Origin of the sequence: Corynebacterium sp. Marseille-P3884 (assembly GCF_017942225.1) — a bacterium.
GTDB lineage: Bacteria > Actinomycetota > Actinomycetes > Mycobacteriales > Mycobacteriaceae > Corynebacterium.
The window spans coordinates 18,484-39,266 of record NZ_JAGKSD010000019.1; the positions used below are offsets into that span (position 1 = coordinate 18,484).

Here is a 20,783-nt window from a genome sequence, read left to right on the forward strand (position 1 = left end):
AGCCACCACACCACCGCCTACTACCACAGACTGGCAGCCACACCGGGGGTTTACCGTGTTGAGGCCAGATATATGCTCCCAAAGCATATATTTCACGCTACCCTACAGGTCAGAACCTAAAAATCCCCGATCCCAGACACACTTTTTGACCCTTAACCCCGCCCAAACACTCCCTCCCTCAGAAAAGAACTGCTCCCCGCCAGTCGGTGACTGTTTTCACAGTCCGACCAGCGGGGAGCTGTTTTACGACTCGTGCCCGTAGAGATTACGGGAGAGCAACTCACCCGGTTTTAGAACGGCAGGTTCTTGCGGGCGTTCTCAAACATCTCGCGTGCCTGCGGGAAGAGCGGGCTCAGCACGGCAGCCGCACCCAGCAGTGCAACGATGATGCCGAAGAGGATGCCGATAGAAGAACCGGCGTTCTTGGCCGACCCATCGGTGGAACCAGAGTTATCCGGGGTCTCCTGAGTGTCATCCGCCCACGGCGAAGTCAGGTCGATGTCCTGCTCAGTGTCCACACCAACAGCATTCATCGCAGCGAAGAAGATGTCGGTCTCGTCGATCTGGCCGGTGAAGTTAGCGGCACCCGGGCCGGATGCGGCGACGCGGACCTGTGCACCGGTGTGCTGCTGGCCGCCGAGAGCGTCCTTCGGGTCGTTGGACTTCGCGGTGGAGTACACCAGGGACATGTCGGCGCCGTCTGCGGTCTTCAGCTTGGTGGTCAGGCCGGCGGTCGGTTTGTTGTTGTAGGTGATCATCGGGGTTTGGGCGTGGTCGGCGGTGGCGATGATCAGGGTCGACTCACCGGTCTCTTCAACCCAGTCCTGGACGACCTTGATGGACTCGTCCCACTGGCGGATCTCGCCGATCATGCCGCAAGCGTCAGCGCCGTGGCTGGCCTTGTCCGGGGAAGCAGCCTCAACGTGGAGGACGAAGCCCTTATCGTTCTGCAGCAGCTCGAGGGACTTGCGGGTCATGGCCGCCAGCGTCGGGATCTGGTCGGTGTACTCCGGATTAGCCTCGCAGCGCTGAGCATCCTTCATCGCACCGTCCTCGGTCGGAACGGTCTCCTTGTAGATGCGCGGCATGTGGCTCGGGGAGAACAATCCGAGCACAGGCTTGTCGGTGTTCTGCACTGCGTCGAGGCCGTTAGCGTCGGTGACGATCTCGAAGCCGTTGTCGCGGGCGTTGTCAAGGACGGTCTTACCCTTGGTCCAGGTGGTTTCGCCGTTCTTACCGTCGACCATGACCTCAGTGTCGAAGTAGCGGGCACCGCCGCCGAGGGTGACGTCAGCACGGACGTCGACAAGCTGCTCGGAGATGGATCCGAGACCACCGTTTTCGCGGCGCTGTGCATCTTGCGCCACTTTCTTGTCGCCAGACGGTGCGTAGTCCGCACGGTCGAGTGCGTGAACAGCGAAGGCCGCCGGGGTGGCGTCCTGAATTTCCGCGGTGGAGACGTTGCCGACCTTCATGCCAGCTGCCTTTGCAAGCTCAGCCATGGTCGGAACCGGCTTGCCGTTATTGTCGATGCCGAGGGCACCGTTGTAGGTCTTGATACCGGAGTAGAGGGAGGAACCGGATGCTGCGGAGTCGGTGACGTAGTCCGGCTTACCGGTCTCCTTATCCAGGGAGTACGTGGTGTGGTAGCCGGTGTATTCGAGGTTGTCCACAGCCTCGAAACGGCCGCTGGCGCCGTGCAGGTAGTTGCGGGCGGCGGTGATGTCGGCGTCGGCGGTGCCGTCGGCAAGCATGATCACGACGTTCTTCGCCTTGCTATTGTCGAGGCCCTGGCCAGTCTTACCGAACTTCGCGCAGTCGCCCACCTGCGGAGCCTTACCGGCTTCGAGCTGGTAGCAAAGGTCGCCGTTGGCGGCGTTGCGGGCGGTGAAGTCACGCACGACCGGAGCTGTGTTCACCTTCCAGTCGCCGAGGCCGAGCGCGTTGGCCATGACGTAGAAAGCATCGGTCTGGTCGATCTGGCCGAAGACGTTCTCGGACGCCGGGCCGTACGCGGCGATGCGGACCTGGGAACCGGTGTGCTGCATGGAGAAGTCGCCCGACTCAACCTGAGCGACAGGCACGGTGCCGAACGCGACGGACATGTTGGTGTCGTCGTGGGTGTGCAGGCGGGTGGTCACAGCCGGAGAATCCTTGCCGTCGGGCACGATCTGCGCGGTGTGGGCGTGATCGGCGGTAACGACGACCAGCGTGTCGCCGTCCTTCTTAGCAAAGTCCACGGCGGCGGCAACGGCGTCCTCGAGGCGCTTGAGTTCGCCGATGAAGCCACAGGCGTCTGCGGCGTGGTCGGCCTTGTCGATGGATGCGGACTCGACCTGCAGGAAGAAGCCCTTCTCCTCGTTCGGATTGTCCAGCAGCTCGATGGCCTTCTTGGTCATGTCCGCCAGCTCCGGCTCGTTGCCGATGTTGGCTTCCTTGCACTTGGTGGCCTCCGCGGTCGCGCCACCCTTGGTCGGTGTGGTGGACTCGAAGCGGCGGGTCATGTTCTTGTCGTGGAACAGACCCAGAACCGGCTGTTCCTGGTTGGCCTCTTTGACTGCGGCGAGTTCGTCGCGGGTGCGCACGATCTTGTAGCCGTTCGCCTCGGCGTTCTCGGCGACGGTCTTCCCCTTCTCCCACTTGGTGGCGTACTTTGCATCGCCTTCGAGGAAGGGGTTGGTGTTGCCGCTGTCCGCCATCACCTTGGTGTCGAAGTACTTGGCGCCGCCGCCGAGGGTGACATCGGCGCGGGTATCGATGAGCTGCTCGGAGATGGAGCCGAAGCCGCCCTTTTCACGGGCTTCGTCTCCCTTGACCGGCTTCGAATCGCCAGACGGTGCGTAGTAGCCGCGCTGGGAGATGTGGGCTCCCAGCGCTGCCGGGGTAGCGTCCTGAATCTCGGAGGTGGTCACGTTACCGGTGCGCATCCCGGCATTCTTTGCCATCTCGAGAAGGTTGATGTGCGGCTTCTTGGCGATGTCGACGCCGAGCGCGCCGTTGTAGCTCTTGGTGCCGGTCGCCCAACCGGTAGCGGAAGCCGCGGAGTCGGTGACGTAGCTCTTCTTGCCGTCTTCGTCGATGGCGAAGGTGGTGTAGGCACCGGTGGCGGTGAGGTTGTCCAGGCCGTCGAAGCGGCCGCCGGCACCGAGCAGGTAGTTGCGGGCCGCGGTGATTTCCTGGTGTCCCATGCCGTCGCCGACGATCATGATGACGTTCTTTGCCTTTTCGTCGGAGCGGCCCTGGCCGCCCTTGCCGAACTGGGCGCAATCGCCCGGCTGCGGAGCCTTGACGTTGCCGTTGCTGTCAATGGAGATGCACGACGGCTCACCGTTGTAGCCCTCGTAATTAAGATCAACTGCTGCTTGAGTGGTGGGGGTTGTGGCGGCGGTCAGAGCGATAACGCTCAGACTCGCAGCCACCGATTTCCATGTTGCTGCGCGCATGAAGTTTCCTGTTCGCTGTAATCGCTGCGGCTCCGGGATGGCGCCGGTGGCGGGAAAATGAGGAACCAGATGGATTAACACCCATCTAAAAGCGAACTAAATCACAGCTTCTATACAGATAGAAGACTTCCAAGGAAACAATAGGTTGCTAATTTCCTAAGCCCCGCACCATGTGATTACGGAGGTCGCTCCTGCCCCGCTAGTAACACAGAAACTCCGTCTTGAGAGGCTAGCGCGCACAGGTAGCTGTGTTCTCCGCGTCGAGGCAGTCATGCTCGAGCGATTCACAATGGAGCCATCCGTAGCGTCCGTGGAGAATGATCTCGTCGTAGCACTTCGAGCAACGGCGCACGGAATTGGGCGAATGGCGGTAACCGTTGACGGGCCCGAGCAGGTCGGCGATAAGCGGGCGACCTTCCCGCTCGAGGATCTGACGGGCGTTGAGCGTGGTCATGCGCGACTCCTTTGTTCAGTTATGTGAGTTGTTCTCCCAGTTTCGGGGAACAGCGCAGGAGCCTACATGACGGCCACGACCGCTGGAGAACGGTTTAGCGCCTATGTTCGATAGCTTCGTCTGTCTCGAGGACAGCGGTGTCGTCATGGCCCGCGTATGTGAGGTCGTCGTTGTCCGCATAGTCGGCGTCTGCGTAATCGTCGGCAGCGTAGTCGGCGTCTGTGTAGCCAGCATCCGCATAGTCAGCGTCGACGGCGTCCTCGGCCGGCACTGCAACTGGGCGACTCATGCGCATGGCCACGACTCCGAGCACAGCGAGCAGGGCGGATAGTCCGATGCCGACCCACAGGGCCATGAGGGATCCGTTGTTGCCGGCAGACGAAATGGCGGCGGTGCTCCAGTGCATCGGCATGGCTGACGACAGGGCGCGGACGACGGTGTCGACGTCGCCGGTGGCCGTGCGGGACCAGACCCAGCCGACGAGTCCGGTTTGAGCGAGGGCAAAGATGCCAGCGGTGGCGGTGCCGCCGAGCTCGCCGAAGGTGCCGCGGAGAATCCAGGTGACGCCGGCGGAGGCGAGGGTGCCCAGGGCGAGGGCGAGGCCGGTCATGCCGATGGCGGCGGGGGTGAGTCCGGTACCGAGGATCGTCACGAGGATGGTGCCAGCGCCAGCAGCGAGCAGGACTCCCAGGCCGAGAATGGTCCACCGGGACCGGGTCACGCCGTAGGCAGCCAGGGCTGCAGCGACTCCGCCGAGCACAGCGAGGGCGCTGACGAGCATCGCGGCGAGCGGAGGAAGCGAAGAGCTTATCGACGCCCCCTCAGCAGCCCCAGCCCCCGCCGCTCCCGCCGAGCCTGCCACCGGGGCAGCGGCAGGGAGGGCGCGCTGGATGTCGCCGATGCGGTCTTTCGTGGAGTTGGACATGTCGTCGACTTTGGTGGCGCCGTCGACAAGCTTTTGAACGCCGTCTTTTGCTTCGCCGACGCGGTCGTCCATTTCGCCGAGTCCTTCGGCGAGGTCGGAGGCGCCGTTCGTCGCGGAGTAGATGCCGTCGTGGTAGGCATACCCGGGCGTGGAGAGCTGGTTGGCGAGCTCGCGGGAGCCGTCTTTGAGCTCAGTGAGTTTGTCGGTCCAGTCTTCGGGCAGCTCGGCGGTGTCGACTTGCTTGCGGAGGTCTTCGAGCTGGCGGCGCAGCTCCTTGACATCGGGATCGTTGCTGTCGCGGGTGCCTTCGAGGGTGTCGTCGATGGCGGAGAGGACCTGGCCGCGGATGGCGTCGAATCCGACGACTTGGTCGACGGCGCCGCCGACGTTGTCTGCAAGGCGGGTGGCGCCGTCGGCAAGCTGGCCTGTGCCTGCCTGGATTTCGATCATGCCGTTGGAGAGTTCGTCGGCGCCGTCTTTGGCGGCGGAGATGCCGTCGGCGAGTTCCCCGGAGCCGTCGCGAAGCTCTTCGGTGCCGTCTTTGAGCTTGCTGGTGCCCTGGGTGAGGAAGCCTGCTTGTGCGCTGGCGTCGCCGGCGGCGCGGCGTGCATTGCCAAGGTTGTCGGCGCCGGCGTAGGCGGCGGGTGCGCCGGATGCGTTCTCGGCACCGCGCGGTACCCACGTGGACGCGGGGCTCATGGGTGCGAATGCTGCGACGACCAGAACGAGAAGGGCGGCGACAGACATGATGGCGTTCCACTTCATACCGAGCAATGTAATGATTGTGGCGAATGTTATGTATGTGACACACCGCAGGTCGGACTCTACGTCGATTTACTGTTACTCTTTACATGTTTGCCAACCGCTACACAGGCTGGAGCACATATGGCTCTTCTTTTGGTCTTTGGGCTAGTTGCCGCGACCGTGGTGCTATCCCCCGTGTTGGTGCGCGCAATCGACCGCCGAGCCGGGTGGGTGATCGGGCCGGTCTTCTTCGTCGCGGCCGGCATCCTCGCGAACGCTGCGCGGGACGGCGCGACACCGACTTTCTCAACTACCTGGGCGAATGATTTGCTCGGGCCGGGCACCGTGGTGGAGCTCGGGGTGCGCGCGGACGGGCTGAGCTTGTTCTTCGGGCTCCTCGCGCTCGTCATCGGCGGCGTGGTGATGCTGTATTCCGCGTCGTACCTGCCGAAAAACGACGGCAACACGAGCTTCTACACGATCATGACCGCGTTCTCGCTGTCGGTGCTCCTGCTCGTGACGGCGAGCGATGTCGTGGTGCTGTTCATCGCCTGGGAGCTCGTCTCGATCGCGTCGTTCCTGCTCATCGCGCGCTCCGGTTCGTCGGGCGAGGCGGGCTCGTTCCGCACTCTCGCGCTGACGTTCTTCGGCGGCCTGACGCTGCTGGCTGGTCTCGCGGTCGCCGCGGTGAGCGCCGGCACAACACAGATCGACGGCATCGTGACCTCGGATGTGTGGGCCGCGAACCCACAGCTGACCACGACGGTGGCTGTGCTGATCGCATTCTCCGGCTTCACCAAGGCCGCGCAGTTCCCGTTCCACTTCTGGCTGCCGGAGGCGATGGCGGCGGCGACCCCGGTCTCGGCGTTCCTGCACGCGGCGGCCGTGGTGAAGGCCGGCGTCTACCTGCTGCTGCGCTTCTCCACGATCTTCGGGTCGAACCCGACATGGAACACGATCCTGGTCGTCTTCGGCCTGGGCACGGCGCTGATGTCGGCGCTGTTCGCCATCACGAAGACGGATCTGAAGCACCTCACCGCATACTCGACGGTCTCGCACCTGGGTTGGATCGTGGCGGCGGTGGGCATCGGTACCCCTGCGGCATTCGCGGCAGCGCTGGTGCACACGCTCGCCCACGCGCTGTTCAAATCGTCGCTGTTCATGCTCATCGGTGTCATTGACCACGAGACGGGCACCCGCGATATCCGCCGCTTGGGCAAGATCTACAACAAGATGCCGTTCACTTTCGCGTCGGTCGTTGTGGCGGCGTCGTCGATGGCTGCGGTCCCGCCGCTGTTCGGTTTCGTGTCCAAGGAGTCGATCCTGGAGGCGTTCCACCAGACCCAATACGGCACGGTCCTGCTTGTCCTCGCTGGTCTCGCAGCATTCTTGACGTTCGTCTACTCCGCGAAAATCGTCTTCGGCGCGTTCATCGACGGCACGCGCGACATGAGCAGCGTCCACGAAGCACCCGTCTCGCTGTGGCTGCCGGCAGCAGTCCCGGGCCTCATGTCCGTCCCGGCGGTCTTCGGGCTTTCGCTTATCGACGGCCCCGTCACCCGCGCCGTCCACTCCATCACCGGGGACGATTCGTTCGAGTCGCATCTCGCGTTGTGGCATGGCGTAACGTGGCCGTTCATCGTGTCTGCGCTGGTGTTGGCTGCGGGCATCGCGTTCATCTTCGTGCGCAAGCCGGTGTATAAGGCACTGGAGAACAAGATGCTTCTCCCCTACACCGGCAACGAGATTCTGCGGATGATCGTGAATGCCTCGGAGCAGGTCGGCCGCCTCGCCGGCTCCATGGCTGATTCGTACAACCCGTCGCGCCACCTGAAGTGGCCGGTCGGCGTGGTCGTTGCGCTGGGCTTGGTCACGATCTTGTTCACCACCGGCGTCGACGGTGTTGATCTGGCGCCGCGCACCGAGGGCGTGGACAACTACTGGGATCTGCTCCCGCTGGCGATCATCGTTGTGTCGGTGGTCGGCATGGTGAACACCAAGAAGCGCATGACGGCGGCGCTGATGCTGGGAACCGCCGGTGTGGGCGTGAGCTTGCGGATGCTGCTGCTCGGCGCCCCGGATGTCGCCCTGACCCAGTTCACGGTGGAGGCGCTCACCGTTGTGGTGATCATGATGGTGCTGCGCTACCAGCCGCGACTGTTCCCCGATGTGTCGAAGCGCCGCAAGGTCCTCTCGGGCATCTTCGCTGCGATCTCGGGTGTCGTGGCCTTCGCGGCAGTCTACGGCCTGACCGGCCGTCAGGACCGTTCCGAGCTGGCCATGTGGTACCTCAACGAGACCGGTCCGCTGACCGGCGGCGACAATATCGTCGCGGTGATTCTCGTCGAGTTCCGTAGCTTCGATACCTTGGGCGAGCTCTCCGTCCTCGGTATGGCTGCCGTGGTGATCGCCGCCGTGACGACCTCCGTGCCGCGCCACGACTTCCAGGAGGGCACCCGCCCCGCCCCGTTCGGCCAGTCCCGCCTGAACACCCTGCCGCTGCGCAAGGTGACCAAGCTAATCATCCCGATCTTGGTTGTGCTGTCCGTGCTGATCTTCTTCCGCGGTCACACCGTCCCCGGTGGCGGCTTCATCGCGGCGCTGGTCATGGCCACCGCATTCGTTTTGAGCTACCTCTCGCAAGGCTCCGACGACAACGCCGTCGGCGAGAAGACTCCGGTCTACCTCGCAGGCGTCGGTGTGATCGTCGCGCTGGCGGCAGGCTTCATCGGATTCCTCGAGGGCGGCTTCCTCTACGCCATCCACGGCGAGATCGCCGGGGAGCACCTGACCACCTCGCTCATCTTCGACGCGGGCATTTACCTCGCTGTGCTGGGCATGCTCACCATGGCGATCAACGGCATGGGCGGCTACCTCCGCCCCGGTGCGGAACGCGAACAGCTCGCTTACCACCGTGGCGAGGAAAACCCGCTGCCGGATGTCCCGTTGGCGATCGCCGCAGAGCAGCCTGTGGACCCCCGTCCCAAGCCCATCAACCCGGCTTCCAAGCCGGTGGACCTCGCCCGGGCCGTCACCTCCGGCTCGCGCGGCAACCCAGCGCGGAGCAAGTCTAAAAAGGACGCTCCCACCAATGAAGGAGGCGCACGATGATATACGCAGCCACCGTCGGAATCCTCGTTGCCGGGGCGGTGTATTTGATCATGCAGCGCGGCATGGTGCGCATTGTCTTCGGCATGTCCTTGCTGGGCCACGCGGGCAACTTGATGCTGCTCGCCGCGGGCAACGGGGCGTGGCGCGGGGAAGCTTTCCCGTCGCAGACGTCGATGGACGAGATGGCGGACCCGCTCCCCCAAGCGTTCGTGCTCACCGCGATCGTGATCGCGATGGCCACCACCACGATCCTGCTGCTCATGGCCGCGCTGGGGCGTGACGACGACACCATCGACAACATTCTCGACGCCGAGCAAGCCGCGAAGCTCGGCCCCGACGCACTCACCACCGCCGGCCGCAAGGCCCATAAGGGGGTGCGTGGCTAATGGCTCCCGACACGATTCTTCCTGTTTTCATCGCGCTGCCGCTCATCGTCGCAGCGATCACGGCGATCTCCCCGTCCCGCGCTCTCAATAGTGCGCTCGGACTGATCATTCCGGCCGTGAACCTGGCAGGCGGCATCTGGCTCTACGCCCATACCGCCGAACACGGAACGATCGGCCACGTCATCGGCCTCTACCCCGGCGGCGCCGGTATCGCGCTCGGTGCCGACCAGTTCTCCGCGATCATGCTCATCACGACGATGCTGGTGGCCTTGGTCTCCAACTGGTTCGCCATCATCTCCGGTGAGACCCACGCGCGGTATTACACCCCGTTGTCGCTGGTGCTGCTCACCGGTGTCTCAGGTGCGCTGCTCACGGCGGATTTGTTCAACTTCTTCGTCATGATCGAGGTCATGCTCCTGCCGTCCTACGGCCTCATCGCCATGACCGGTACGCGCCACCGTCTCCAGTCGGCGCGCCTATTCGTCCTGGTGAATCTCTCTGCATCGACCTTCCTGCTCATTGGTGTCGGCTTCGTCTACGCGGTCACCGGCGCAGTCAATATCGGTGCGCTGAAAGGAGCAGCGGCCGGCAACGGCCCCGTCACAGTCGCCATGGGCATCGTGGTCGTCGCCGTGTGCGCGAAAGCCGCTGTGTTCCCGCTGCATACGTGGCTGCCGCGGACGTACACGTCGACAAGCGCTGCTGTCATGGGTCTGTTCTCCGGCCTGCACACGAAGGTCGCGGTGTACATGCTGTTCCGCATCTGGGTCGTCATCTTCGACATGGATCCGCGCTGGAACTGGCTGATCATCGCGGTGATGGTGGTCTCCATGCTCGTCGGCGCGTACGCGGGTCTCGCGGAATCGACGATCCGACAGGTCCTCGGCTACCAGATGGTCAACGGCATGCCGTTCATCCTCATCATGCTGGCCTTCACACAGGAGGAGCCGCGTTATGCGCTCGCCGCCGGCCTGATGTACACGCTCCACCACATGATCACCATCGGGGCGCTCACCCTCAACGCCGGCGCGATCGAGGAAACGTACGGCACCGGCACGATCTCGAAACTCTCCGGGCTGGCGCGCCGCGACCCGCTCGCTGCGTGGGTGTTCGCGGCAGGCGCGTTCTCCGTCATCGGCTTCCCGCCGTTTTCCGGCCTGTGGGGCAAGCTCTCCCTCGTCTTCGCGGCTGCCCGCGCCGGCGACGCCCGCTCGTGGGTGGTCATCGCCGCAATCATCATCGCGTCGTTCGGCGCGATGCTGGCCATGTTCCGCGTCTGGCGGGAAGTGTTCTGGGGCAAGCCGATGCAGCGATTCCCGGGGAACCTGAAGGTGCGTGGGGCGTTGCTGGCGCCGTCGGCAAGCTTGATGCTCATCTCGCTCGCGATGTTCATCGCCGCCGGCCCGCTGTGGAGCGCAGCGACGGGCTCCATCGACGCGCTGTTGGACGTCGACTCCTACTCCTCCGCCGTCCTCGGCTCCGACCCAGTCGGCGTGCCTGACACCGCTAACCTGCAAGGGGGCCAGTAATGAAGACAATCCTGCACGGAATCGGCTACTTCTTCTGGATCGTCAAGGAAATCATCCTCGCCGGACTCTCCACCGCGCTCGCCGCTTTCCGGCCGAATTCCGGCATCGATCCGATCATCATCTACTACCCATTGCGTATCGACGGCGACTGGGAACTCTTCTGGTTCTCCACCTCCGTCACCGCGACCCCCTCCACCTTGTCCTTCGGCTTCCGCGACAATATTCCCGGCAAACCGCAGGTGATGCTCGTCCAAGCCGCTTTCGGCTCGAACCCCGAAGACATCGTCGCCGGGCTCGCCGACATGGAGGAGCACGTCGCCCCCCGCGTCAAGGACGACCCCATCGACCCCGCGCAGGTGCTGTGGGAGCCCTACCGTGACTTCCGCGACCGCCTCGACCCGGATGCCGCCGACCCCGTCGACGCCGCCGATCGTGCTCGCCGCGAACGCCGTGCCCGCGCTCGTGCCCGCAGGCGTCGTGCCGTGCGCGCCACGAAAGAGAGGAACTAACCATGTTTGAAACGATCCTCACCGTCTGCATCGGCATCATGGCCGTGTGCCTGGTTGTCAGCCTGGCGGCGATCCTGCTTAACAAAGACGAGCTGACCCGGGCAGTCATGGCGGACTACATCTTCTACGCGATGGTCTGCCTCTACCTCATCTGGACCCTGTTCAACCACACGTTCATCGGCTACGAAATCGCGATCCTCGCCGCGCTCGTCTGCGGCGCGATCCCGACGCTGTCGATGTCCCGCATCATCTCGAGGGGGCGCCGCTAATGGCTATCTGGCAGATCATCGTGCTCGTGTTCGTGTTCTTCGCCGTCTTCATGTCGGTGGCGACCCTCATTCTGCAGCTGCGCGCCCCCAACGCGCTGACCCGCGTCAACCTCATGGGCCCGCTGGTGTGCCTGGCGTTCCCCGCGCTCATTCTGGCCAAGCTCACCGCCGACTGGGCCACCGAGGGCTTCAACGTGGGCGATTTCATCCGCGCCGTCATCGCCATCCTCGGCGTGTGGATCGTCGGCTCCGTCGGCTCGTTCATTATGGGTCGCTCGATCCACGGCGTCACCGTCGTCGATCCGCGCGCCGCGCTGTCACGCGAGGAGCGCGCGAAAAAGCAATAACGCTTATCGACGCCAGTCCTCCACCACCACCCCCTGCACTCTCTGAAACTCATCCACGTTAGCGGTCACAAGTGTGAGACCGAAGGCCCTGGCTTGGGCTGCAATCCACATGTCGTTGGCCCCAATGATCTCGCCTCTGGCAGCGAGACAGGACCTGATTTCCGCATACGCTTGAGCGACAGCAGAATCGATGCCCACTCGGGGAAAACCGTGCACGAGGTTTTCCACTGAATTCTGCGCCAGTTCGGGCTCACGGGATCGTTTCGCGTCGTACAGCAACTCGCCAAGCACGATCTCCGAAAGGCAAATACTGCTCAGCGGAAGAACAGAACAGCGGCTCATTACCTGTTCATCGGAGCCCCGCTCCAGGTCGATCCACACGTTCGTGTCCAGCAGATACTTCATGGACGCTTCCGGCTCTGCGGTTCGTCGAAGTCGACGACTGGTTCAGGTGGAAGATCGTCAACATCCTCGAGCAGGCCGCCGACAATTCCGTGTTTTTCCTGAAACGACCGCAAGCGCCTGAGGGTATCGGCAACAGTGTCTTCTTTCGGACGCAGGAGCAGGCCTTCGGGGACGCTCTCTACGGTAACTGCACTCGTCGAAAAGCGAAAAGCTTTTGGAATGCGTACTGCCTGACTGTTTCCGGACTTGAAAACGCTAGTTTCGATTCGCTGAGTCATCATGCCCTCCTTCCCGTCTGTATATCCCGCAATATACACGCGTCGTCTCGACGAAGACGTGGAAAAACGAAGCCCCGCCGGCACTGCCTTTCGTGGCAGCGGCCCGGCGGGGCTTCGTGCTTGGCGCCTAGCTTGGTGCAGCTAGCGCTGAGCTTTGAACCTTAAGCCTTAAGCGTTCTTGCGCTTTTCAGCAAGCACCTCGCGGAGCTTCGGCTCGAGGTCGGCGTCGACCTTGCCCCAGTAGGCGAAGGTGCGCTCCTCGACGTCCTTGTCCTGGATCGGCAGCATCTTGTTGGTGACGTTGTCGATGAAGCGCTCGCGCTCAGCGTCGTCGAAGACCTCGCGGTACAGGGTGCCTGCCTGACCGAAGTCGTCGTCCTCGGCGTGCTTGACGTACGCGGCGCGGACCAGGTCGGTGCCGTGCGGGTCCGGGTTGACGTACAGGTCGTGAGCCTGGCCGTAGGTGGTGTGGTTGGAGGAGGAGTCCTCACCGTTGTCGAGGTAGCCAGCACCCTTATCGGTCTTGTTCGGGGTGTAGTTCGGCTCGCCCTCGTTGTTGAAGAAGAACGCCATCGGGCCACGCTCAGCGTAGGTGTTCACCGGAACGATCGGCTGGTTGACCGGCAGGTCCTTGTAGTTCGGTCCGATGCGGTAGCGGTGCTGGTCGGCGTATGCGAACACACGGCCCTGCAGCATGCGGTCCGGGGACAGGCCGACACCCGGCACGATGTTGGACGGGTCCAGTGCCAGCTGCTCGATCTGAGCATGGAAGTTCTTGGGGTTGCGGTTGAGGACGAAGTAGCCGACGTCGACAAGCGGGTAGTCCTTCTGGGACCAGGTCTTGGTGAGGTCGAACGGGTTGAAGCGGTAGTTCTCCGCGTCCTCGAACGGCATGATCTGGACCTTGACGTCCCAGATCGGGTAGTCGCCGCGCTCGATGGCCTCGAACAGGTCCTGGCGGTGGTAGTCGGCGTTGTCGCCGGCCATCTTGCCTGCCTCTTCGTCGGTGAAGCACTCCCAGCCCTGGCGGGTCTTGAAGTGGTATTTGATCCAGACTGCGTCGCCCTCTTCGTTGACCCACTGGAAGGTGTGGGAGCCGAAGCCGTCCTGGTGGCGGGAGGTCTTCGGGGTACCGCGGTCACCGAGCAGGTAGGTCACCTGGTGAGCGGACTCCGGGGTGCGGGTCCAGAAGTCCCACTGCATCTCGTCGTTGCGCAGGCCGGAGTCCGGCTGACGCTTCTGGGAGTGGATGAAGTCCGGGAACTTAACGGGGTCGCGCAGGAAGAAGGTCGGGGTGTTGTTGCCGACGATGTCGTAGTTGCCGTCCTCGGTCCAGAAACGGAGCGCGAAGCCGTGGACGTCGCGCCAGGTGTCCGGGGAGCCAGCCTCACCGGCGACGGTGGAGAAGCGCACAGCCATCGGGGTGACGGTACCCGGCTGGAACAGCTTGGCCTTGGTGTACTTGGAGACGTCCTCGGTGACGTGCAGCTCACCGAATGCGCCGTGGCCCTTGGCGTGCGGGATGCGCTCCGGGACGTTCTCGCGGTTGAAGTGGGCGAGCTTCTCGACGAGGTGAACGTCGTCGAGCAGGTTCGGGCCCTGCGGACCGGCGGTGACGGAGATGTTCTCCGACGCGACCGGCTGGCCACCCAGGCGGGTGGTCTTGCCGTTACCGGCAGCGCGCTCGCCCTTCTTCACAATTTCTTCAGCGGGTTTGTTCTCAGCCATGTAGATGGCCCTCCTCGTTAAATCAGGTTTGATTCACTGGTGAATCCGACACTACGCACGCGCTATAGGCCCTTCAACCAAGTTCGCCCTAACTCATTCCTTTGTTTGAACTATTCCGCAGCGGGCTGTCAGCTTTAGAACGCTAATCAGCAATCGTTCGCAGGTCATCGCTGTTTAGGCTGGTAACGTCTGCACTCGTGAATAAAAGGGACGACGCGTATGTCACGGATCTGGCTTTGCGGGCTGGGCGTGGCGATAAGCAGGCGTTGTCTGAGTTCATTCGCTTGACCCACGACGATGTGTGGCGCCTGTTGGCTCACTTGGCGGGCAGGGAGCAAGCGGATGACTTGACGCAGGAGACGTATTTGCGGGTGTTGGGGGCGCTCCCCCGGTTCGCGGCGCGATCGAGTGCGCGGACGTGGTTGTTGTCGTTGGCGCGGCGCGCGTGGGTGGATTCGGTACGCCACGACATGGCCCGGCCTCGGAAAGCGGCGGCGGAGTACGACGATGTGGCGGCGCAACAGCCGAGCCGCGACAACCCGAATACGTGGTCCGAGGTGATGGACGCACGAACGCTTCTCGACGCGCTGGCTCCCGAACGCCGCGAAGCCCTCATCCTCACCCAGGTGCTGGGGTACACCTACGAGGAAGCGGCGAAGATCGCGAATGTGCGCGTCGGCACGATCCGCTCCCGTGTGGCGCGTGCGCGACGCGACCTTGTCGCCGGCACAAGCAACTAGAATTCTGAAGTCATGACGGGGAGGAAGGGCCAAGCGTGGATAGCAACTGCGGTTGCAGGATTCGCGGTGCTTCTCGCGACATTGCTGACCGTACTTATGTTTCATGCGCTGTCGGTTCCACCGCCGCAGCCGCTGAGCATTAGCGAAATCGAGGAACCTATCGTGCTCAAGCCGGAAGAGTCAGTGAGGATCGAAGTAGGCCAGAATAATTTTTCGGTGGGGATATGGTATGCACTTACTGAGGTGCCGTCACCTGACATCGTCGAGGTTGAAGAAGTCAACGAAGATCCGCTGGATCCTTCGCTCGATGGCGCCGGCGGAAACACCTACCTTGTGGTGACTGCGCTGGCCCCCGGCGAAGGCACCATCAAGGTGGCGGATTGCTTCCGCCAAATGCCGGACGCGACCGGTATCTGCCATGACGACGACGGGCCGCGCCCAACCTACACAGTGGACATCGTGGTCGAGGAAGGCTAGACCAGCAGCTCTGCGATCTGGATCGTGTTCAGGGCAGCACCCTTGCGCAGGTTGTCGCCGGAGACGACGAAGACCAATCCGCGGTTGCCGTCGACGGCCTGATCTTGGCGGATGCGGCCGACGAGGGAGTCGTCCTTGCCCGCGGCAGCAAGCGGGGTGGGAACGTCGACGACGGAGACACCGGGTGCGTCGTTGAGCACGTCGATGGCCGCGGAAGGCGTGATCTCGCGTTCGAATTCGGCGTGCACGACCATGGTGTGGCCAGTGAAAACGGGCACGCGCACGCAGGTGCCGGAGACCTTGAGGTCAGGCAGGCCGAGGATCTTGCGGGATTCGTTGCGCAGTTTCTGCTCCTCGTCGGTTTCGAACGAGCCGTCGTCGACGAGATTGCCGGCCATCGGGAGAGCGTTGTACGCGATCGGGGCAACATACGGGCCGAGCTCATCCGGGTTGAGCAGGGAGCCATCGTGAGTGAGGTCCACATTCCGGTCACCGATTTCAGCGACTTGCGCAGCAAGCGTATCGACGCCCGCCAGACCCGACCCCGACACCGCCTGGTAGGAGGCGACGCGCATGGTGGTGAGCGACGCTGCGTCGTCAAGCGCTTTGGCGACAGGCATGACCGCCATCGTCGTGCAATTCGGGTTCGCGATGATGCCCTTGGGCAGGTTTTTCGCGTCGCCGGGGTTGACCTCGGAGACGATGAGCGGAACGTCCGGGTCCTTGCGCCACGCGGAAGAATTATCGACGACCGTCGCGCCTGCCTCCGCGAAGACCGGCGCCCACTTTTTGGATGTCGAGCCGCCCGCGGAGAACAACGCGATGTCGACGTCCTTGACGGAATCGACCGTGACCTGCGTGAGATCCTCCACGACGATCGTCTCGCCGCGGAATTCGAGCTCCTTGCCGGCCGAGCGCGGGGACGCGAAAAAGCGCACCTTGTCTACCGGGAAGTCACGCTCCTGCAGAATCTCCCGCATCACCTGTCCAACCTGGCCGGTGGCTCCGACGACGGCGACGGTGGTCATGTCTTTTGCTCCAATCTTTGTTCTGTGCGTTTTAACGGCCGGTGCCTGCGTAGACGACGGCAGGCTCGTCTCCACCGAGGTCGAATTTCTCGTGGATGACGCGCGCTGCGTCCTCCATGTCCGCGCGGCGCACAACAGCCGTGATGCGGATCTCCGAGGTGTTCATCATGCCGATGTTGACGCCGCTGTCGCGCAGCGCCTCCGTGAAGTCCGCGGTGACACCTGGGTGGGACTTCATACCAGCACCCACGAGCGAGACCTTCGCGATCTCGTCGTTGTAGGTGACATCTTCCCAGCCCTCGTTCTTCACCAGGTTCGTGAGCAACTCCATGCCGCGCGGCCCGTCCGCGATCGGGAGGGTGAAAGTGATGTCGGTGACGTTATTGCCCTGCGTGGAGGTGTTCTGCAGCACCATATCGATATTGATCTCGGCGTCGGCGAGCACACGGAAGACCTTCGCGGCCTCACCCGGGACGTCGGGAATACCGAACACGGTGATCTTTGCTTCGGAATCGTCGGTGGCGACACCGACCAGGACTGCTTCTTCCACGGGGATATCCTCCATCGCTCCGGTCACGAGCGTGCCGGGATCGTTGCTGTAAGACGAGCGTACTCGCATGGGAACATTGAATGCGCGGGCGTATTCGACGCTGCGCAGCACCAGAATCTTCGACCCGGACGCGGCGAGTTCGAGCATCTCCTCGAAGCAGATCTGGTCGAGCTTCTTCGCGTCGGGGACGATGCGGGGGTCTGCACTGTAGATGCCGTCGACGTCGGAGTAGATCTCGCACTCGTCTGCGCCGAGGGCTGCCGCGAGCGCTACCGCTGTGGTGTCAGAACCGCCGCGGCCCAGGGTGGTCACGTCGCGGGTGTCCCGGTTGACGCCCTGGAAGCCAGCGACGATGGCGATCTTGCCCGCGTCGATCGCATCTTTGACGCGCCCCGGCGTCACCTCGAGGATGCGTGCATTGCCGTAGCGCTCAGTGGTAATCACACCGGCCTGGGAACCGGTGAAGGACTGCACCGGCGCACCGAGCCCTGCGACCGCCATCGCCACCAGCGAGTTGGAGATGCGCTCTCCCGCCGTCAGCAGCATGTCCATTTCGCGCGGCGGCGGGGTCGGGTTGACCTGCGCGGCCAAGTCCAGCAACTCGTCGGTCGTGTCGCCCATCGCGGAGCAGACCACCACGACGTCATTGCCCGCCTTGTGGGTGGCGACGATACGTTCCGCGACGGCACGAATCCGCTCAGCGCTCTCAAGCGAGGATCCACCGTATTTCTGGACGATCAGTGCCACCCTGGTCCGCCTTTCAATCTAAATAACGTGCACAATTCTATGAGGTTGTCAGCGCGGAACGAACGGCTCGACTTCTCCCTAGACCGCTAAATAGGTTAAGCGAGAAAACGCGCATCTGTATAGGACTATATTCGGCGTCGATTTCCCGTTGCTCGAATTGCTTCGGCAATTCGCCCCGCTCCACCCACTACTATGAGCACGGTGCACAACAATGCCCTCGCCGTACTCTTCGCGTTCGCATCAGCGTTGACGATCGCGGTCGGTACCGTGTGGCGCCATCAAATCGTGCTGCGGTACAGCGCGGAGCAGGAAGGGTCGTCGGGGGCGATTGGGGCGATCAGGCGTCCGACATGGTGGCTGTCTTTGTCGTTGGCGTGGCTGGCCTACGGGTTCCAAGCGGTGGCACTGGCTTTCGGCACACTGCTGGTGGTGCAGCCGGTGCTGGTTCTGTCACTGCTGCTCACGCTGGTGCTGTCGGCGAAGGTGGAGCGCCGGGGGATGGAGATCGATGAGACCTTCTGGGCCACGGTCCTCACTATTGCGGTGGGAGTGCTGGTGGTGCTGGGAAGGCCGGAGCCGGGGGCAAGGGAGGCGTCGATAAGCGAATGGCTGATTGCTCTGGGCGCCGGAACTGTGGTGATGACCGTGACGGTCGCGGCGGCGAGGCGGACCGGCTCTGTCATGCGCGCGTTTTTGCTGGGGGCGGTCTGCGGCGCGATTTTCGGCTACCTGGCGGTGTTTTCGAAGACGACCGTCGACGCATTCGTGCGCGGCGGCGTGCCCGAGCTGGTGACCACCTGGCCGCTGTATGCCCTGCTCGGCGCGGCTGTCGTGGGGACGATCGTGCAGCAGTATGCGTTCAGCGCGGGCAATTTGTCGCAGTCGCTGCCCGCGATGAAGATTTTCGAGCCGCTGCTCGCGTACACGCTCGGCATGACGCTGCTGGGTGAAAAATTCACGGTGACGACCGTGTGGGGCTGGGCGATGATGGCGCTGGCTGTCGCCGCGATGTTCGTTTCCACCTTCTTCTTGTCGCGCAAATCCCTGTGACCTGAAGGCCAGATGGTTGCGCGACGCCACACTGTGGCTAGGATGTGAAACATGTCATTGGCAAACACGGCGATGTCGGCGCTCCCGGGAGCTGCCCTACTTCTGCGCCGCGGCGGGTTCTAGGCCTCATACTTCACGGCCGGCGCCCCGTCGCGGAGTTCGGCATGCCGGCCGTGCGCTTCTTTTCAACACACACCCTCTGCAGATTTCCCAGAAAAGGACTTTGAAAAGCCATGACTCCGTCTGACGCACACTTTGCCGCACCCGCAGAAACCCGCACACCGAACGGCCCGCGCAACCCCAACCAACCCGCGTGGAATATGCAGCGCGGTTCGTCGATGCCGTTCGAGCGTTACCTGCCTTTCGCTCAAGAGGTAGAGGACATCACGCTGCCGGACCGCACGTGGCCCGACAAGAAGATCACCGTCGCCCCGCAGTGGTGCGCCGTGGACCTGCGCGACGGAAACCAGGCGCTGATCGACCCGATGAGCCCGGAGCGCAAGCGCCGCATGTTCAAGCTGCTGGTGGAGATGGGCTACAAGGAGATCGAGGTCGGTTTCCCGTCGGCATCCCAGACGGATTTCGATTTCGTGCGCGAGATCATCGAAGAGGACATGATCCCGGATGACGTGACCATCCAGGTGCTGGTGCAGGCACGCGAGCACCTGATCCGCCGCACCTTCGAGGCGTGCGCCGGTGCGCCGCGCGTGATCGTGCACTTCTACAACTCGACGTCGAAGCTGCAGCGCGAGGTGGTGTTCCGCAAGGACCGCGCCGCGATCAAGAAGCTCGCCACCGACGCCGCCGAACTGATCAAGACGGTGGCGAAGGACTACCCGGACACGCACTGGCGCTGGGAGTACTCGCCGGAGTCCTTCACCGGCACGGAGCTCGACTTCGCGGTGGACGTGTGCGACGCGGTGGTGGACATCATGGAAGCCACCCCGGATAACCCGATGATCATCAACCTGCCGGCCACGGTGGAGATGATCACCCCGAATGTGTACGCGGATTCGATCGAGTGGATGCACCGCAACTTCGCCAAGCGCGACTGCATCATCTTGTCCCTGCACCCGCACAATGACCGCGGGGAGGGCATCGCGGCAGCTGAGCTCGGCTACTTGGCGGGCGCGGACCGCATCGAGGGCTGCTTGTTCGGCAACGGCGAGCGCACCGGCAACGTCGACCTGGTCACGCTCGGGCTGAACATGCTCACCCAGGGCGTGGACCCGCAGATCGACTTCTCCGATATCGCGGGCATCCGCGAGACCGTCGAGTACTGCAACCAGCTGCGCGTCCCGGAGCGCCACCCGTACGGCGGCGAGCTCGTCTTCACCGCGTTTTCCGGTTCGCACCAGGACGCGATCAACAAGGGCCTCGACGCCCTGGCGCAGAAGGTCCGCCCCGACGCGAATTCCACCGATGTCGCGTGGGAGGAGCTGCGCGAAACGGTATGGGAGGTCCCCTACCTGCCGATCGATCCGAAGGACGTGGGCCGCGACTACGAGGCGGTCATCCGCGTCAATTCCCAGTCGGGCAAGGGCGGCGTCGCCTACATCATGAAGACGGACCACGGCATCAACCTGCCCAAGGAGATGCAGGCCGAGTTCTCCTCCACCGTCCAGGCCATCACGGATTCGGAGGGCGGCGAGGTCAATTCGAAGAATATGTGGGATGTCTTCGCCGGCGAGTACTTGGATTTGGATAGCCACGTCGAGCTGGTCAATCTGCACGTCGACGCGGCGGAGACGGACGACGACGAGGCGAAGGTCGCGGCGACGGTCGTCTTCGACGGCGCCGAGCGAGAGATCACCGGCGCGGGCAACGGCCCGATCGCGGCTTTCGCTGACGCGTTGCGCTCGCTGGGTCTGAAGTACGAGGTCAAGGATTACCGTCAGCAGGCTCGCACGGCCGGCGGCGACGCGGACGCGGCCTGCTTCATTTACAGCGAGGTGGGCGGTGCCACGGCGTGGGGCGTGGGCATTGCGGGGTCGACGACGCGCGCGTCGATCAAGGCGATGGTGTCTGCCGTGAACCGCGCACTGGATTAATTTCAGCGGTGA

18 protein-coding genes are annotated in these 20,783 nt (G+C 63.4%); 10 read left to right on the forward strand and 8 right to left on the reverse strand.

The window, feature by feature from the left end; translation table 11 throughout:
- Window positions 1-290 precede the first annotated feature (290 nt).
- From phoA to J5Y21_RS10395, 3 genes are all read right to left on the reverse strand, one after another.
- A complete protein-coding gene (phoA, locus tag J5Y21_RS10385) occupies window positions 291-3,443 on the reverse strand; it encodes an alkaline phosphatase (RefSeq protein WP_210575397.1) in 3,153 nt (1,050 codons plus the stop codon).
- Window positions 3,444-3,672: 229 nt separating this feature from the next.
- Window positions 3,673-3,897, reverse strand: a complete 225-nt coding sequence (locus tag J5Y21_RS10390; RefSeq protein ID WP_210575399.1) for a hypothetical protein — start codon at window positions 3,895-3,897, stop codon at window positions 3,673-3,675.
- A gap of 94 nt (window positions 3,898-3,991) precedes the next feature.
- Window positions 3,992-5,587, reverse strand: coding sequence for a hypothetical protein (locus J5Y21_RS10395; protein ID WP_210575401.1), 1,596 nt, complete (start codon window positions 5,585-5,587; stop codon window positions 3,992-3,994).
- 120 nt (window positions 5,588-5,707) lie between these two features.
- Here J5Y21_RS10395 and J5Y21_RS10400 point away from each other — a divergent pair, with 120 nt between their 5' ends.
- Genes J5Y21_RS10400 through J5Y21_RS10425 form a run of 6 tightly spaced genes read left to right on the forward strand, consistent with a single transcriptional unit; the run spans window position 5,708 to window position 11,717 of the window.
- Window positions 5,708-8,677, forward strand: coding sequence for a DUF4040 family protein (locus J5Y21_RS10400; RefSeq protein WP_210575403.1), 2,970 nt, complete (start codon window positions 5,708-5,710; stop codon window positions 8,675-8,677).
- Window positions 8,674-9,063 carry a cation:proton antiporter subunit C gene (locus J5Y21_RS10405; RefSeq protein ID WP_210575405.1) on the forward strand — a complete coding sequence of 130 codons (390 nt, stop codon included), beginning with the start codon at window positions 8,674-8,676 and terminating at the stop codon, window positions 9,061-9,063. Before J5Y21_RS10400 ends, J5Y21_RS10405 begins: the two co-directional genes overlap by 4 nt.
- Window positions 9,063-10,592: a monovalent cation/H+ antiporter subunit D family protein gene (locus J5Y21_RS10410; RefSeq protein WP_210575407.1), complete on the forward strand. Its 1,530-nt coding sequence runs from the start codon at window positions 9,063-9,065 to the stop codon at window positions 10,590-10,592. The genes J5Y21_RS10405 and J5Y21_RS10410 overlap by 1 nt, the downstream gene beginning before the upstream one ends.
- Window positions 10,592-11,101: a monovalent cation/H+ antiporter subunit E gene (locus J5Y21_RS10415; RefSeq protein WP_210575409.1), complete on the forward strand. Its 510-nt coding sequence runs from the start codon at window positions 10,592-10,594 to the stop codon at window positions 11,099-11,101. Before J5Y21_RS10410 ends, J5Y21_RS10415 begins: the two co-directional genes overlap by 1 nt.
- A gap of 2 nt (window positions 11,102-11,103) precedes the next feature.
- On the forward strand, window positions 11,104-11,370 hold the full coding sequence (locus tag J5Y21_RS10420; RefSeq protein ID WP_210575411.1) for a cation:proton antiporter: 267 nt from the start codon (window positions 11,104-11,106) through the stop codon (window positions 11,368-11,370).
- Window positions 11,370-11,717: a Na+/H+ antiporter subunit G gene (locus tag J5Y21_RS10425; RefSeq protein WP_210575413.1), complete on the forward strand. Its 348-nt coding sequence runs from the start codon at window positions 11,370-11,372 to the stop codon at window positions 11,715-11,717. Before J5Y21_RS10420 ends, J5Y21_RS10425 begins: the two co-directional genes overlap by 1 nt.
- A 3-nt stretch (window positions 11,718-11,720) precedes the next feature.
- Here J5Y21_RS10425 and J5Y21_RS10430 read toward each other — a convergent pair whose 3' ends face one another.
- The 3 genes from J5Y21_RS10430 to J5Y21_RS10440 form a co-directional block, all read right to left on the reverse strand.
- A complete protein-coding gene (locus J5Y21_RS10430; RefSeq protein ID WP_210575415.1) occupies window positions 11,721-12,122 on the reverse strand; it encodes a PIN domain-containing protein in 402 nt (133 codons plus the stop codon).
- Window positions 12,119-12,400: an AbrB/MazE/SpoVT family DNA-binding domain-containing protein gene (locus tag J5Y21_RS10435; RefSeq protein ID WP_210575417.1), complete on the reverse strand. Its 282-nt coding sequence runs from the start codon at window positions 12,398-12,400 to the stop codon at window positions 12,119-12,121. Before J5Y21_RS10435 ends, J5Y21_RS10430 begins: the two co-directional genes overlap by 4 nt.
- A gap of 168 nt (window positions 12,401-12,568) precedes the next feature.
- Complete coding sequence (locus J5Y21_RS10440; RefSeq protein ID WP_210575419.1) at window positions 12,569-14,128, reverse strand: catalase; 1,560 nt, start codon at window positions 14,126-14,128, stop codon at window positions 12,569-12,571.
- A 197-nt stretch (window positions 14,129-14,325) separates the two neighbouring features.
- On the opposite strand from J5Y21_RS10440, the gene J5Y21_RS10445 reads away from it, so the two are divergent.
- Window positions 14,326-14,868, forward strand: a complete 543-nt coding sequence (locus J5Y21_RS10445) for an RNA polymerase sigma factor (RefSeq protein WP_210575426.1) — start codon at window positions 14,326-14,328, stop codon at window positions 14,866-14,868.
- A 12-nt stretch (window positions 14,869-14,880) separates the two neighbouring features.
- Entirely contained in the window at window positions 14,881-15,345 is a 465-nt protein-coding gene (locus tag J5Y21_RS10450; protein ID WP_210575428.1) for a hypothetical protein, read from the forward strand.
- On the opposite strand, the gene J5Y21_RS10455 is transcribed toward J5Y21_RS10450, so the two are convergent.
- Window positions 15,342-16,373 (reverse strand): aspartate-semialdehyde dehydrogenase, encoded by a 1,032-nt coding sequence (locus tag J5Y21_RS10455; protein WP_210575434.1) that lies wholly within the window; start codon window positions 16,371-16,373, stop codon window positions 15,342-15,344. The genes J5Y21_RS10450 and J5Y21_RS10455 overlap by 4 nt on opposite strands.
- Before the next feature lie 31 nt (window positions 16,374-16,404).
- Window positions 16,405-17,670, reverse strand: a complete 1,266-nt coding sequence (locus J5Y21_RS10460) for an aspartate kinase (protein ID WP_210575436.1) — start codon at window positions 17,668-17,670, stop codon at window positions 16,405-16,407.
- A gap of 192 nt (window positions 17,671-17,862) precedes the next feature.
- On the opposite strand from J5Y21_RS10460, the gene J5Y21_RS10465 reads away from it, so the two are divergent.
- Window positions 17,863-18,720 (forward strand): DMT family transporter, encoded by an 858-nt coding sequence (locus tag J5Y21_RS10465; RefSeq protein ID WP_210575441.1) that lies wholly within the window; start codon window positions 17,863-17,865, stop codon window positions 18,718-18,720.
- A gap of 233 nt (window positions 18,721-18,953) precedes the next feature.
- Window positions 18,954-20,771, forward strand: coding sequence for a 2-isopropylmalate synthase (gene leuA / locus J5Y21_RS10470; RefSeq protein WP_210575443.1), 1,818 nt, complete (start codon window positions 18,954-18,956; stop codon window positions 20,769-20,771).
- Window positions 20,772-20,783 lie beyond the last annotated feature (12 nt).